The 13,970-nt window shown below is 66.7% G+C and carries 13 protein-coding genes; 5 read left to right on the top strand and 8 right to left on the bottom strand.

The features are described from left to right. Nucleotides 1–109: 109 nt before the first annotated feature. Nucleotides 110–2,230 (bottom strand): zinc ABC transporter permease AztB, encoded by a 2,121-nt coding sequence (gene aztB, locus ACFWUP_RS28280; RefSeq protein ID WP_379239018.1) that lies wholly within the window; start codon nt 2,228–2,230, stop codon nt 110–112. A 48-nt stretch (nt 2,231–2,278) separates the two neighbouring features. Here aztB and aztA point away from each other — a divergent pair, with 48 nt between their 5' ends. Together aztA and ACFWUP_RS28270 are read left to right on the top strand one after the other, a co-directional pair. Next, complete coding sequence (gene aztA / locus ACFWUP_RS28275; protein ID WP_379239017.1) at nt 2,279–2,956, top strand: zinc ABC transporter ATP-binding protein AztA; 678 nt, start codon at nt 2,279–2,281, stop codon at nt 2,954–2,956. A 28-nt stretch (nt 2,957–2,984) separates the two neighbouring features. After that, a complete protein-coding gene (locus ACFWUP_RS28270; protein ID WP_379239016.1) occupies nt 2,985–3,341 on the top strand; it encodes an iron chaperone in 357 nt (118 codons plus the stop codon). Between the two features lies 1 nt (nt 3,342). Here ACFWUP_RS28270 and ACFWUP_RS28265 read toward each other — a convergent pair whose 3' ends face one another. From ACFWUP_RS28265 to ACFWUP_RS28255, 3 genes are all read right to left on the bottom strand, one after another. Beyond that, nucleotides 3,343–4,473, bottom strand: a complete 1,131-nt coding sequence (locus ACFWUP_RS28265) for an NDMA-dependent alcohol dehydrogenase (RefSeq protein ID WP_379239015.1) — start codon at nt 4,471–4,473, stop codon at nt 3,343–3,345. Nucleotides 4,474–4,577: 104 nt separating this feature from the next. Next, nucleotides 4,578–5,102, bottom strand: coding sequence for a DinB family protein (locus ACFWUP_RS28260; RefSeq protein ID WP_379239014.1), 525 nt, complete (start codon nt 5,100–5,102; stop codon nt 4,578–4,580). A gap of 71 nt (nt 5,103–5,173) precedes the next feature. Next, nucleotides 5,174–6,238, bottom strand: coding sequence for a phosphotransferase family protein (locus tag ACFWUP_RS28255; RefSeq protein WP_379239013.1), 1,065 nt, complete (start codon nt 6,236–6,238; stop codon nt 5,174–5,176). Nucleotides 6,239–6,279: 41 nt separating this feature from the next. Between ACFWUP_RS28255 and pabB the strand changes: the two genes are divergently transcribed. Then, on the top strand, nt 6,280–8,334 hold the full coding sequence (gene pabB, locus ACFWUP_RS28250; RefSeq protein WP_379239012.1) for an aminodeoxychorismate synthase component I: 2,055 nt from the start codon (nt 6,280–6,282) through the stop codon (nt 8,332–8,334). A gap of 90 nt (nt 8,335–8,424) precedes the next feature. Here pabB and ACFWUP_RS28245 read toward each other — a convergent pair whose 3' ends face one another. Beyond that, entirely contained in the window at nt 8,425–8,919 is a 495-nt protein-coding gene (locus ACFWUP_RS28245; protein ID WP_379239011.1) for a hypothetical protein, read from the bottom strand. A gap of 415 nt (nt 8,920–9,334) precedes the next feature. Between ACFWUP_RS28245 and ACFWUP_RS28240 the strand changes: the two genes are divergently transcribed. After that, entirely contained in the window at nt 9,335–11,203 is a 1,869-nt protein-coding gene (locus tag ACFWUP_RS28240) for a TerD family protein (protein ID WP_379239010.1), read from the top strand. Here the strand turns inward: ACFWUP_RS28240 and ACFWUP_RS28235 are convergent. Beyond that, a complete protein-coding gene (locus ACFWUP_RS28235) occupies nt 11,200–11,490 on the bottom strand; it encodes a hypothetical protein (protein WP_378637732.1) in 291 nt (96 codons plus the stop codon). The two genes, ACFWUP_RS28240 and ACFWUP_RS28235, sit on opposite strands and share 4 nt — an antisense overlap. Nucleotides 11,491–11,696: 206 nt before the next feature. On the opposite strand from ACFWUP_RS28235, the gene ACFWUP_RS28230 reads away from it, so the two are divergent. Further along, the gene (locus tag ACFWUP_RS28230; RefSeq protein WP_194828569.1) at nt 11,697–11,969 is read left to right on the top strand and encodes a hypothetical protein; all 273 of its coding nucleotides are present in this window, start codon (nt 11,697–11,699) and stop codon (nt 11,967–11,969) included. Nucleotides 11,970–12,124: 155 nt separating this feature from the next. Here ACFWUP_RS28230 and ACFWUP_RS28225 read toward each other — a convergent pair whose 3' ends face one another. Together ACFWUP_RS28225 and ACFWUP_RS28220 are read right to left on the bottom strand one after the other, a co-directional pair. After that, nucleotides 12,125–12,613 (bottom strand): FBP domain-containing protein, encoded by a 489-nt coding sequence (locus tag ACFWUP_RS28225; RefSeq protein WP_379239009.1) that lies wholly within the window; start codon nt 12,611–12,613, stop codon nt 12,125–12,127. A gap of 91 nt (nt 12,614–12,704) precedes the next feature. Beyond that, nucleotides 12,705–13,940, bottom strand: a complete 1,236-nt coding sequence (locus ACFWUP_RS28220; RefSeq protein WP_379239008.1) for a VWA domain-containing protein — start codon at nt 13,938–13,940, stop codon at nt 12,705–12,707. Nucleotides 13,941–13,970 lie beyond the last annotated feature (30 nt).

Below are 13,970 nucleotides of genomic sequence, written 5' to 3'. Positions count from 1 at the left end.
CGGTGGGATGCTGAGACCGGATTCGCAGGCATCGAGGAAACTGGTTCGGCCCGGAACGGGTCGATTGCATCGACTGTGGTCGACGGCCGGACGTCGAGCGAAATGCGCATCACAGGCCTGTCTCCACCATCAGCGACGGCGCGATGTCCAACTCGAACGTGCGCGCGACCCGAAGGTTGTCGTTGTAGGCGATCTCGTGGACCTTGCGTCCGCGAATGTCGTTGACGTAGGCGCGATCCGGATCGACACGGATCACCGGCTGGCCTTCCACAGGCCCGCTCGACACCGCGAGTTGCGCTGTCTCCGCACCGGATACGGGGTCGATCGCGTGCAGGATGCCGTCGCGGGTGAGTACCAGCAGCGACGATCCTTCACCGGCGGTGTTCACCGCGACCGGATCGACGATCGCGGTCCGCGTCCAGGTCTTCTTCCGGATATCGAGCGTCCACACGCCGTCGCGACCAGCGAGTGCGGTCAGCGTGGTGCTGCCTGGGCGGTGGGTGAACGCGCTCGCCCGGTCCGAGGTCGGGGCCGGATAGGGAATCTTCTCGGCGACGAATTCGCCTTCGCGCTCTGCCACCACGAGCGCACCGTCGGCGCAACCGAACACAACTCCGCGCCGGGTCACCGCCTGCCCCTTCGGCTGCGGACACGTGGCGTTCTGGACCTGTCCCGCCGCACCGTCGCGCCCAAGCACCTCGACGCGGCCCGAGCCGTCGGCGACCACGATCCGCTCGGCATACGGCAGCGCGATGCCCTCGACGCGGCGCTGTTCCTTGGCGGCACCGCCGTCCAGCGTCGGACGGTCGAACAAGATCGTCGCACCGGATTCGAGCACGACCGACGCGACAGCAGGGTCACTGTACGCACCGGCAACGCCGGATCCGATACCCGAATCACCGGAACCGCTCGCGCCGCCCGCGTACCCCGAATCCGTTCCGGGAGAGGTACTCCCGACGCCTACCACCCCGATGTCGCGGACCGGCGCCTGGTAATAGTGCCGATGGTCGTCGTGATCGACCGTCCACCCGCCGCTGTCCACGACCCGAACCGACGCACCCGAACTCAGATACGCGAACCGTCCGTCACCAGCCGCTGCCACGGTCGGCACCCGCCGGTCGCCACCGGTCGGCGACTGATCGGCGCTCCCTGCCCCACCCGGCCGGGGTTGTACTGGAACACTTTCCGGCGCCCCGGTGTCGATCGACGTGACCTTCTCGGTCAACAGATCGATCACGCGCACAGCCCCGCCCGCATCCGCGACAACCAACCGCGTCTGAGCCTCGCTCATCTCCTCCGCCCCGGCCACATACCCGTGCGGAGTCTCCTCGACCACCGCGGGCTCTTCCGCCGACGCACACCCCACCAACGGCAACGCGGCCAACGCGGCCACCGACGCCGCCCCGACCTTCCCGAACCGCTCACGCACCGCCGAGCAGATCGCGGACACGAAGAACGACCCCACCGCCACCGCAGCGATGGTCGCCCCGGCCGCAGTCCCCGCATGCCATGAAATGACAAGTCCCGCAACGGTGGAGAACCCGCCGACCAGCGCGGCGATCACCATCACCACCGGAATCCGATCCGACCAGTACACCGCCGCCGCGGGCGGGGCGATCAGCAACCCGAACACCAACAGCGTCCCGACAACATGGAACGAGGCCACGATCGCCAACGTCAGCAACCCGATCAACGCCACCTGCGCCGCCTTCGGATGCAATCCGAGCGTGTGCGCCTTGCGCGGATCGAAGGTCAGCGCCACGAACGCCCGATGCCCGAGCGCCGCGATCACCAGCGCAATCGCCAGCGCCACAACGAGATACCACAGGTCGACGGTGCGCACAGCTAGGACGTCACCGAACAGGAACCCGGTCAGATCGACCGCGAAGGACTGCGACCGCGACACGATGATCACACCGGCCGCGAGCATCCCCACGAACAGCAACCCGATCGCGGTATCGGCCGCGAACCGTTTACTGCGCGAGAGCGCCGACACCCCGAACGCCATCGCGGTGCAGCTGATCGCCGCGCCGACGATCAGATTCCCGCCGAGCAGCGCCGCCACCGCCACCCCGGGCAGCATCCCGTGCGCCATCGCGTCACCGAGAAATGCCATGCCGCGCACCACCACCCAGGTCCCGGCGAGGGCGCACACGCAGGAAACAAGCAGCCCACCCCACATCGCTCGTTGCACGAATGCCACCTCGAACGGTGCGATCAGCCAATCCATAGCGCGGAACGATATACTGAAAATGATTATCGTTTCAAATGAGGTGAGATGACACACACAGATGACGCAGCGTTCCGTATCGAGCGCCTGAGGGCGGGTTACACCGGGCAACCCGTGCTGTCGGAGATTTCGGCGACCATCCCGCGCGGCCGGATCACCGCGATCGTCGGTCCCAACGGGTCAGGGAAGTCGACCCTGCTCGGCATCCTCGCGGGCACCGTGACGGCGCAGTCGGGCACCGTACACCGATCCACCGCGCGAAAACCGGCATTCGTGGTGCAGCACAGCGCAATTCCGGCAGCTCTGCCGATGACGGTGCGCGAGGCCGTGGCGATGGGCCGCTGGGCACATCGTGGTCCGTGGCGCCGGCTCACCAAGGAAGATCGCGAGATCGCGCGCGCCTGTCTGGAGCGAATGGACCTCGCCGACCTGGCGTCACGGCGACTCGACACCCTCTCGGGCGGTCAGCGGCAACGCACTCTGCTCGCCCAAGCGCTGGCCCAGCAGTCGGACCTGGTGCTGCTCGACGAGCCGTCAACAGGCTTGGACGCAGCCTCGCGCGCCGAGATCTCCCGCGCACTGACCGAGATCAGCGCAACCGGGGTCACCGTGGTGCAGGCCACCCACGACATGGCCGAGGCGGAGCAGGCCGACTACTGCCTGCTACTCCGCGACGGCCGCCTCGAAGCCGCGGGTCATCCGAAGGAAGTGCTGGTCAGGGCCTAGAATTGCCGCCTACCCAGTAGGAGGAACCATGGCCGACAAACCCACCTCCGTGGACGCCTATCTGGGCGCCCAACCGGCGGCCGAACGCGCCGTCCTGCAGCAGATCCGCGACACGATCCACCGCGCGGTCCCCGACACGGGCGAGAAGATCAGCTACGCCATCCCGGCCGCCACCATCGACGGCCGGGTGTTCATCTACTTCGCGGGCTGGAAGGCCCACGTGAGCGTGTACCCCGTTCCCGAAGGCGACGAGGCGTTCGACAAGGCCATCGAGCCCTACAACACGGGCCGCGGCACCTTGAAATTCCCACTCGGCGAACCGATTCCGTTCGACCTGATCGCGCAGGTCGCGGTTCGTCTCGCCGAGCGGACCCGAAAGAGCTGAGCTACCAGTCGGCTTCGGTGTATCGGATGATGCCGCGAATATTCTTGCCGTCCAACATGTCCTGGTAGCCCTGGTTGATCTCTTCGAGTGAGTAACTGCGGGTGACCATGTCGTCGAGATTGAGCTGGCCCGACTTGTAGAGCGCCAGCAGTCGCGGCGCGTCCTGGCGGGCGTTGCCGCCGCCGAAGATGGTGCCCTTCACCGTTTTCTGCAGCATGGACAGCAGGAAGCTGTTCATCTTCACGTCGCCCGCGTCCATGCGGCCCATCGACGTGACAACGAGGGTGCCCGCCTTGCCGGTGAGGATCAGGCCCTCTTCGACGTAGTCGCCGTGCATCTCCCCCATCGTGAGGATGACCTTCTCGGCCATCCGCCCCTCGGTGGCGTCGATCATCGGCATGATCGCGGCAGCCATGCTCTCGTAGGTGTGGGTGGCGCCGAACTTCTGCGCCTGCTCGCGCTTCCACGGATTCGGGTCGATGGCAATGACTTTCGACGCACCGGCGAGCACCGCGCCCTGCAGCGCGCTCATACCGACACCACCGATGCCCGCGATCACCACGGTCTCCCCCGGCTGCACCTGCGCCACATGGGTCGAGGAACCGAACCCGGTCGGCACACCGCAACCCACCAGGCAGGCCACCTCGAACGGAATGGTGGGGTCGATCTTGACCACGGACGTGTGGTGCACCGTCATGTACGGGGCGAAGGTGCCGAGCAGACACATCGGGATGACGTTCTCGCCGTGCGCCTGGATGCGGTAGGTCCCGTCCGAAATCGCCTGTCCCATCAGCAGTCCCGCGCCGAGGTCGCACAGCGCCATGTTCCCGGAAACACACGAGGGGCACCGCCCGCAGGCCGGGATGAACGACAGGATGACGTGATCGCCCACCGCCAGATCGGCCGGACAGTTGGGGCCGAGCTTGGTGATCACACCCGCACCCTCGTGTCCGCCCATCACCGGGAACGCCGGCATCGGCGTCGCCCCGGTGACGATGTGATGGTCGGAGTGGCACATGCCCGCCGTTTCCATCCGGATCTGCACTTCACCGGCGACGGGGTCGCCGACCTCGATCTCCTCCACCGACCATTGCTGATCGGTGCCCCACAGGATCGCGCCCTTCGTCTTCATGCCGGTAGACCTCTCGCCAAGCTCGTGCCTCGTTGTGACTGCACTCACCCTAACGACAAATTGCCGGTTTCTGAAACACGTTCTAGAAATTCATCGAGAAATTTCTATCCGCGCACGTCGTGGACGTGGTGCACGAGGTCGTGCAGGAAGTACCGGCCCAGCGAGGTGACGGTGAACAACGAACCGTCGCTGCGCGCGCCCCGCAGGTCGAGCCGATCCGCGGGCACCGAGCCGAAGGCGGCGGCTACGTGATCGGCGGCGACAGCCAGCTCCTCGGCGACGACAGCGGGGTCCTGCAGGTCGTAGCGATCGGCGAGCGCGGTCGCGTCCTGATCCCAGTTCTCGAACGCCGGTGCCGTGACACCGTCGCCCGCCAGCATCAGCGCGAGCCTGGTGTCGAAGATCCGGCACACATCGCGCACGTGCGCGCCGTACTCGAGAACGGACCAGGTCGCCTCGTCCGGCCGCACCCGAGCATCGTCGCGTTCGAGCGCCGAGCCGATCCGGGTCGCGCTGTCGCGGACGATCTCGGGCACGGCAGCGAACGCGATGGCCTCGGCGTCGAATCCACATTCGGCGCAGGGACGTTCGAGGACCCAGGTCCAGTTCTTGGTGTCGGGGGCGATCATGGAAGTGAGCTTAGGTTGTCCGCAACTTGCGCTCCATCAATTTTCCGCCAACTACCGGCGAGATCCGGGCATCATTCGGCGAGCTTGTTCGCCTGCTCGAAAAGTTCCAGCGTCACCGCGTGCAGGAAGTCGCCGACCGGTTTGGGCGCCTTGCCCGCGAACGCCCGCGCGTAGGTGCCTTCCAGGACGATGCCCAGCTTGAAGCAGGCGAGCACGGTGTACCAGGGGACGGCACTGAGGTCGCGGTCGGAGAACTTGCCGTAGTGCTCGATCATCTCGGCCGCGCTCGGCAGGCCGCCGACGGTGCCGAGCGTGCCCATCAGGCCCGCGCCGACGGTGCCGGGTTCGGGCCGGGTCGCCAGCTGCCACCCGAGGTCGAGCAGCGGGTCGCCGATGGTCGACATCTCCCAGTCGACCATCGCCGCCACCTCGGGACCGTCGTAGTCGAACATCATGTTCGCCAGGTGACAGTCGCCGTGCATGATGCCCGGCATCCAGTCGGTCGGCCGGTGCCGTTCGAGCCAGTCACCGATGTGCTCGACACCGGGGATCTGCGGGCCGGGGTAGCCCTCGTTGGTGTTGTAGGAGTCGAGCTCGCGCAGCCAGCGTGGGACCTGACGTTCCAGGAAACCCGCCGGACGGCCGTAGTCGTCGAGGCCGAGCGCGCGGTAGTCGAGGGAGCCGAGCCTGGCGATGGCCTCGACCGCGGACAGGCCCATCTGGCGGCGGATCTCGGGATCGCCTGCGTGCAGCTCCGGCAGTTCGGTCTGCGGGTTGAAGCCGCGGATGGGCTCCATCAGGTAGAAGACCGCGCCGATCACCGACTCGTCGTCGCAGGCTGCGATCACCCGTGGCGAGCGCACCTCGGTGTCGGCGATGGCGCCGAGCAACCGCGATTCCCGGCCGATCACCTCGTTGCTCTTGGCGCGCAGGTGCTTGGGGCCGCGCCGCAGCACATACTCGCGTCCGCCCCGGATGAAGCGCAGCATCACGTTCTGGGTGCCGCCACCGATAGCGGTGACCGCCTCGAATTCCGCCCCGGGTAACCCCTGTTCGTCCATCCACCGCCCGATTGCCGCGAAATCGGCGATCGCCGGGTCAACATCGACAGGTTGAGAAACAGCCATGGCGCACATTGTGCCCGCCGGTGAGCGCTCGGCGTAATGTTTCTGCCACGATGCGCACGCTCTTGATCGACAACTACGACTCGTTCACCTACAACCTCTATCAGCTGATCAGCGAGGTCAACGGGAGCGAGCCGATTGTCGTGCGCAACGACGAGGGCCCGGTGGAGCTACAGCACTTCGACAATGTGGTGATCTCGCCCGGACCTGGCCGTCCCGACCGCGCCCGCGACATGGGCATCTCGACGGAACTCATCGCACAGACCGACCTGCCATTGCTCGGTGTGTGCCTCGGCCATCAGGGGATCGTGCTCGGCGCGGGCGGGTCGGTGGAGCGGGCGCCGCGGGCCAGGCACGGCTTTCTCGATCAGGTGACCCATGACGATCGCGACCTGTTCGCCGGTCTCCCGCAGGACTTCACCGTCGTGCGATATCACTCCCTTGCCGCGCAGGAGCCGCTACCCGCGACGCTGGAAGTGACCGCGTCGACGAGCGACGGGGTGATCATGGGGGTGCGGCATCGCGAGCGGCCGCAGTGGGGTGTGCAATTCCATCCCGAGTCCGTGTCGAGTGAGTTCGGTGCCGCGTTGCTGCGAAACTTCGCCGATCTCACCAAGGCGCGGGTCCAGATTTCCGCGCCGGTGGTCGTACGCGGACCAGCCGCCGTTGCGCCGGTTTCACCCGAACGATCGTTTCGCTTGCAGGACAAGGTAATCGAACGAGCGATCGATACGGAAGCGATCTTCCTTCGCCTGTACGCGTCGGCTTCGACCGCGTTCTGGCTCGACAGTGAACACGTCGAACCCGGCCTCGACCGGTTCTCGTTCCTCGGCGATGCGAGCGGGCCGCATGCCGAAATCGTCGGCTACCGGGTGGGCGACGGTGCCGTCACCGTGACGGACGTCGAGGGCACCCGAACCATAGCGGGCACCATCCTGGACTACCTCGACCGTGAACTCCGCGCCAGGCACTGCGAAACCCCGCCGCTACCTTTCGATTTCGCGGGAGGTTATGTCGGCTATCTCGGGTACGAGGTGAAAGCCGACTGTGGCGCGAGCGCTGCGCACCGCTCCCCCACCCCCGATGCCGAGTGGATTTTCGCCGACCGTCTGATCGTCGTCGATCACGAAGCCGGGCGCACCTATCTGCTCGCGCTGACCGAACCCGGGAGCGAGCGGGCCGGCGCGCAGTGGGTGCGTGAGACCGCTGACGCGCTCGCTGACCTGCCGACCTGGGTCAATCCCCCCGACCTGCGCGTGCCCGCCGATCCCGATGCGGTGCAGGCGCATCTGGTGCGTGGCCGCGACCGCTATCTGGCCGACATCGCGGTGTGTCAGGACCGGTTGCACGCGGGCGAGTCCTACGAGATCTGCCTGACCGACGCGGTCGCCGTCGCCGCCGCACCCGACGACGGGCTCGCCTTCTACCGTCGATTGCGCCGCTGCAATCCGGCGCCCTATGCCGCCTACCTGCGCTTCGACGGTCTGGATGTGGCTTGTTCTTCGCCGGAACGGTTTCTCAAGGTCGACCGGGATCGGGTGGTCGAGAGCAAGCCGATCAAAGGCACCGCCCCGCGCGGACGCACCGCCGACGAGGACGAGCGCCTGCGTCGTGCGCTGGCCGACGATCCGAAGACCCGCGCCGAGAACTTGATGATCGTCGATCTGCTGCGCAACGATCTCGGCCGCGTCTGCGAGGTCGGTTCGGTGCACGTGCCGAAGCTGATGGACACCGAAACCTATTCGACCCTGCACCAATTGGTGTCCACGGTGCGCGGGACGCTGCTGCGCGATGCCGGTGTGATCGACTGCCTGCGTGCCTGCTTCCCCGGCGGTTCGATGACCGGGGCACCGAAGCTGCGCACCATGGAAATCCTCGATGAGCTGGAAACCGAAGCGCGCGGGATCTATTCGGGCACCATCGGCTTTCTGGGGCTCAGCGGCACGGCCGACCTGAATATCGTCATCCGCACGGCCGTCCGCTACGACGACGAGTGGCGGATCGGCGCGGGCGGCGCGATCGTGCTCGATTCCGATCCCGAGGACGAGTACGCGGAGATGGTGCTCAAAGCTGCCGCCACGTTCCGAGCCTTGGCACCCCGGACGTGAGTCGAGGCGCACCCGCATCACAACCCGGGTAGGGACTCATCGCTGCCGGGCGGTGCGCATTGCTGCCGGGTCGGTGCGACCTTCGCGAAATCAGCGCCGACGGCGACCGCGCTTCTCCGGCTCCGGTTCCGGCGCGGGTTCCTCGCCGCCACGCCCGGTGATCCGCCCCAACAACCCGACCCCCGGCAGCCTCGCCACCGCACCGAACACATCCTCACCCAGCGAAATCATCGCCTCGAGCCGCGGCAACAACCGGTCATAAGTGGCGAACACCGGATCAGCCAATGCCAACGTCCGATCCAGCCGATCGATAGTGCTGTTGAGCCGCTCGACCGCAATCGACAAGTTCTCCACCAGATCCGGCAACTGCGCCGCCAACTGCGCCGAAGCAGGCGGCAACCGCACCGCCGTATCGAAGGCATACCCCGCAGTCTGCTGAGCAGCATCAATAGCCTGCCCCGCCGCCGCCTGCGCCGCTCCCACCGCCGCCTGAGCCGCCGACAACAAATCAGCCCCCGGCACCTTCCGCCCCTGCGCCGCCGGAGCAGGTTCCTCCGCGCGCCCCCGCTTCCTCGGGTTCGTCATAACACCACTGTGCCGCAACCACGCCCCCAACGCAGGGAACCGCACCCCCACCACCCCGTGTCACCCCCGAAATCCGCAGCCCCACCGCACTCCCAACAACACCACCCACCCCGTTTCCGCCATGACCGCACTCCCAGCCACGCACCTGCGACCCATAGGGAGCAGCGGCCACGAAGTGGCCGGTCGCGGCCGGGTCGCCGGTTAGCCGCCGTTGCGACGCGACGAAGGAGCAAGCAACGGCGGCTAACCGGCGGCCCCTTGGGGCCGCGACTCGAGCGCGCCAGCGCTCCAATAAACACAGCGTCAAACGTCCTGGGACCACTCAAACCCCGAATCCCAGCCACACACCCACACACCCCCCGAACCCAAACGCTCCAAAAACTCTGTCAGACCGACATGACATCATGCGAACACCATGGAACTACGCAAGGGTGCGCACGCGCCGGTCCCGACATCGCTTCTCGCCGTGGTCGTTTCATGGCGGTCGGCGCACACGGTAGACGCGCATGCCCTGCTGGTCACCGAGTCGGGCCTCGTCCGCGGCGACCGCGATTTCGTCTTCTTCAACGCGCCCCGCCACGCCTCCCAGGCCGTGACCCTCGACCAGGAGCCCGCCCCCGGCACCGCGCGGCTGAGCATTTCCCTACCCCGCACCGAACCCGACGTGGCTCGCATCGTCGTCAGCGCGTCCCTCGACGACGCCACCTTCGACCAACTCCCCGATCTCACCCTCACCGTCCACGCAGCAGACGGCCCGATCGCCCAGTTCACCATCGACACCATCGAAGACGTCCAGGCGATGATGTTCGGCGAGTTCTACCGCCGCGACGGCCAGTGGCGATTCCGCGCGATCGGACAGGGCTGGTCCGGTGGGTTGGCCGGGTTGGCCAGTGAATTCGGCGTCACTGTGGACGAACCCGCCGGGCAACCCGGCGCCGGGACCGCTGACCGGACGAGAGTGCCCGCGCGATCGTTCCAGACCAGCTCCGCCGACGCCTCGCATCCCAACGGTCGAGGCGCGAGCGCGCCGTCCCGACCCGACCCGACGACGACTACCGAGCCCTCGACGATCGATCCGGCCGATGCGCACCGGGACCGACACAGCCGGACCGCAGTCCCCGGGTCTCCGGATCCCGCGGCCCGACCACACGCCGGACCACCGTCGACCCGCCCACCGGCCTTGTCTCGCCGCGTCATCGACGTCCCACCCCCACCACCGCAGGACCCGGACCTCGCCGACTGGCACCCAGACCCGGAAACCCCCGATCAGCTCCGCTGGTGGGACGGCGACGAGTGGACCGCCAGCGTCCACCCGCACATCCACGACCACCGAGCCCGCTGCCCCCGTTGCGGAAATCCCTTGCGGCGCAAACTGTTCGGCGGCCATGGCCAATGCAAGAACTGCGCCGAGGAGATCGAGGAATTCCTCACCCACTGGCGCAACCGAGCCCGGCGCGCACTCGCCGGCCCCGGCACGATGTCGCAGGAATGGATCGACGTATGGGCGGCCCTGAGATTCCAGCGCATCGATGAGCAGCGCGGCCGAACACTACTGCGCGAGGCGGGCCTGACCCAGGTCGAACGGATGGTCGCCTTCGCCTTCGCCGACGGTGAGGTCTTCGCCGAGGAGCTGGAGGCCTTCGAACACGTCGTCAGCGAGCTGGCACTGTCGGGCCCCATCGTCGAGGACCTGCGCCGCCGAATGCACCGCGGCCGCACCCTGTCCCGCCTGCGCGCCGGCGAACTCCCCACCATCAACACCCCTGGCCTGCATCTCGACCCCGACGAACGCGTCCACCTCGATCTGCCCGCCGTCCACGTCCGCATGCTCGCGCGCGGCCCGCGCAACACCGAGGGCCGCCTGATCGGCAGCTCGAAGAAGCTCCGCTTCGTCGGCGACGGCACCGGCATCGAACTCCCCTGGAACCGGGTGGTGTCGGTGCATCCCGAGCACGGCACCGTCGTACTCGCCGCGACCTCGGCGCGCGGCGGCGCGACCTTCGGCGTCGCCGATCCCGACTATGTGGCGGCGGCACTGGAAGGCGCGCTGCGCGTGTCGAAGCGCCTGGTCCTCACGCCGGGACAGCGTGACAGCCGCAGCATCTCGCAGGATGTGAAAGCCCAGGTGTGGCAGCGCGACGGCGGCGCGTGCGTCGAATGCGGCGACGGCCACTACCTGGAGTTCGATCACATCATCCCGCTCAGTCGCGGTGGTGCGACGAGCGCGACGAACCTGCAGATCCTGTGCCGGGCCTGCAATCGCGCCAAAGGCGCCCGGATCTAGCCGAGGATCGCGTTCATGATGGTGCCGCCGCTGGTGGCGACCACACCGCCGATCATGGCGCCCGCGATCATCTTCGGCGACTCCATCGCGCTGCCGTTCCACTTCTCCCAGGCGAACTTTCCGCCGGCGACGGTGATGGCGAGCACACCCGACAGGATCATGAACCAGGTCAAGTACTGAACCATTTTCATGATCTTGTCCGACAGCGGAGGCGCTTCCGGCGACGGATTGCCGATCTGCGCATACGTGGTGATGGTGTCGGCCATCGACGTCAGAATGATGCTCATAGCCTGCTCCCCTATCGCGTGCCGCGAACTGCGTTCCAGCCCTGTCGTATTCGATCGTGGTCCAGGATACGGGCGCGAACCCCCTGCACACCAACAAAACCGATCGGTACGGTCGGACTGGGCACCGACATCACCGCACCTGACCGGATACCATCAGTGCAGAGTTGATCGTCGTTCCGTTCCTCCGAGCTACCGAGTGAGACCCCATGTTTCTGGCCGCCGTCACCGATACCTTGGCGCAGATCGGCAATCCGACCCCCGAAGCTCCCCCACTGGCGAACAAGATCATGCAGATGGTCAGCTATCTGACCTGGTTCATCCTGTTGTCCGGCATCGTCGCCATCACTGTCGCGGGCGGAAAATTCGCCTGGGAGAAATGGACCGGCGGTGCGATGCAATCACCGAAGATGGTCGCTGGCGCGATGATCGGCGGCGTGGTCGCCACCAGCGCGGGCACCATCATGAACGCGATGCTCTAGTTCCTACTCCGCTCGGGCGGGCCCGGAATGGTCCGGGCCCACTCGACCGGCAAGGAACACCCGAGTTCTGTTGGTGTTCAACAGAACTCGGGCCCTGTGTTCTCGAGTGTCGGCGCACAGCATCTACCTCCTGTCGTGTCAGCGCGTCGGTTCAGCTACGTGTAGAGCCGGTCCACAAAAGCGTTCAGGTTCTCCACCACCCGCTGCGCCTTCTCCTCCGGCGTCAGATCCTCGCGATAGCGGCTGCCCATCGAGGGCTTCTTCTTGTTGCGCGCGTACAGCGAGCAGGCCAGATCGGTGCACATGTAGCTGCCGACCGTGTTCCCTTTGCGTCCCGACTCACCGGTCTTGCTCGCGGTCATCAGCGAAACACCGCCACCGGAATGGGTGGTGAGGCAGATCGTGCACATCTGTGTCTTGCCGGATCCACCGGTCTCGTGCCGCAACGCGACGCTGACCAACCCGTCCGGCCGAGGCACCGAGATATAGCAGCGCCCCGCGAACGACGGGTCGGTCCAGCCGAGGAAGTCGAGATCCTCCCAGGGCCGTTGCTCCAGGTCACGCGGCACGTTCAGCCGCTTCGCGTCACCTTTCGAACAGTTGACGAACGACGACCTGATGTCGCGTTCGGTGATAGGTTCCATGAGCTCGTCCTTTCAGTTTGCCGAACAGCAAACGGTAGACACGCTAACGATCCCTCTGATCAGTGACAACCTGTTTTCACCGGTCGCCAACTTACGAGTTGACGATCCCCGCGGTGCGGGCGGCGCGCAGCCAGTCCGGGAATTCGCTGAGCAGCAGCCGGTAAAGCTCGGCGTCGTCGACCTTGTCGATGTCGTCGAGGGCGAAGAAGCCCGCGTTGTCGACGATGCGGCCGTCGAGTTCGTCGAGGGTGCGCAGGACGCCGAAGTTGGCCTTGCCGAGGCCGATGAACTGCCAGAAGGCGGGCAGGTGGGCGGCCTCCCGCATCAGGGCGGCGATCTCGCGCTTCTTCGCGAAGCCGCCGTCGGTGAAGAACAGCACCAGGGTCGGTTCGGCGGTGAGGGTGTCGATGACCGCGCGCATGATGGGTAGTTCGTCGTTGCGGCCGCCGATGGCGTCGTAGTCGATGCCCTGGTGGGTGCCCTTGAGGTGCAGGAAGGTCTGCGCCCATTGCTCACCGCCCGCGACGGTGATATCGGGCAGCTTCGCGTAGGTGAGTGCGTAGAGGTAGGCCTCGAGGGTGCCGTCGTCGTCGAGTTGGGTGGCGACCGGGATCATCCGCTCGACGACCCGATGCACGGTGCCCGCGCTGTACATCTTCTGCATGCTGCCGGTCTTGTCGATCACCAGCACCACCCGCGCCCTGGCTCCGAACGCGCTCTTGTCGATGAGCACCTTCGCGACCTCGCGCTTGCGCATGTCGAGTTTCTGTCGCTTCTCGAAGGACAGCGCCGCTTCGCCGGGAACGGTTCGGATCTCGGGCACCGCGATGACTTCCGGCTCGTCGTCGACGCTCACCCCGTGATCGGTGACGAGATCGGCGAACCCGCCCGCATACCCCTGCCCGACCGCACGAACCTTCCACTCCTGGCCCCGCCGGTACAGCTCGAGCGCGATCACCACCGACTCGTCAGCGAGCCCGTCGATCACATACTCGTGCAACACATTCCCCGCACGATCGGCGACCGACGCCACCGGCGCAGCGGCCTTTCCGAACGTATCCCCTTGCGCCGCAACAGTGATCACCGCGCGAATCTGCGCGATCTCGCCAGGAACGTCCGAGAGTGACACCTCGAGTCCGGTGCCGTCGAGCCGAACACCCGGCGCCTGCGGCTGATTGAAGAAGACGAAGTCGGCATCCGAGCGCACCTTGCCCGCATCGGTCACCAACAGCGCCGAGAGATCGGCCGCGACCCCACCCCGCACGGACAGCACCACCTCCCCCACAACCAAGCCCGCGTTCTGCCCTTTGACCAGCGCCGCAGCCATCGCTACTCCTCATCTCGCACCGTAATGCCC

Source organism: Nocardia sp. NPDC058658 (assembly GCF_042716665.1).
Lineage (GTDB): Bacteria > Actinomycetota > Actinomycetes > Mycobacteriales > Mycobacteriaceae > Nocardia.
Note: the sequence above shows the minus strand (reverse complement) of the source record. Positions and strands in the feature narration are given on the sequence as shown.

Coding starts and splice junctions, on each gene's coding strand:
- aztB (WP_379239018.1), bottom strand. CDS start 2,230: ATGGATTGGCTGATCGCACCGTTCGAGGTGGCATTCGTGCAACGAGCG.
- aztA (WP_379239017.1), top strand. CDS start 2,279: ATGACACACACAGATGACGCAGCGTTCCGTATCGAGCGCCTGAGGGCG.
- ACFWUP_RS28270 (WP_379239016.1), top strand. CDS start 2,985: ATGGCCGACAAACCCACCTCCGTGGACGCCTATCTGGGCGCCCAACCG.
- ACFWUP_RS28265 (WP_379239015.1), bottom strand. CDS start 4,473: ATGAAGACGAAGGGCGCGATCCTGTGGGGCACCGATCAGCAATGGTCG.
- ACFWUP_RS28260 (WP_379239014.1), bottom strand. CDS start 5,102: ATGATCGCCCCCGACACCAAGAACTGGACCTGGGTCCTCGAACGTCCC.
- ACFWUP_RS28255 (WP_379239013.1), bottom strand. CDS start 6,238: ATGTGCGCCATGGCTGTTTCTCAACCTGTCGATGTTGACCCGGCGATC.
- pabB (WP_379239012.1), top strand. CDS start 6,280: ATGCGCACGCTCTTGATCGACAACTACGACTCGTTCACCTACAACCTC.
- ACFWUP_RS28245 (WP_379239011.1), bottom strand. CDS start 8,919: ATGACGAACCCGAGGAAGCGGGGGCGCGCGGAGGAACCTGCTCCGGCG.
- ACFWUP_RS28240 (WP_379239010.1), top strand. CDS start 9,335: ATGGAACTACGCAAGGGTGCGCACGCGCCGGTCCCGACATCGCTTCTC.
- ACFWUP_RS28235 (WP_378637732.1), bottom strand. CDS start 11,490: ATGAGCATCATTCTGACGTCGATGGCCGACACCATCACCACGTATGCG.
- ACFWUP_RS28230 (WP_194828569.1), top strand. CDS start 11,697: ATGTTTCTGGCCGCCGTCACCGATACCTTGGCGCAGATCGGCAATCCG.
- ACFWUP_RS28225 (WP_379239009.1), bottom strand. CDS start 12,613: ATGGAACCTATCACCGAACGCGACATCAGGTCGTCGTTCGTCAACTGT.
- ACFWUP_RS28220 (WP_379239008.1), bottom strand. CDS start 13,940: ATGGCTGCGGCGCTGGTCAAAGGGCAGAACGCGGGCTTGGTTGTGGGG.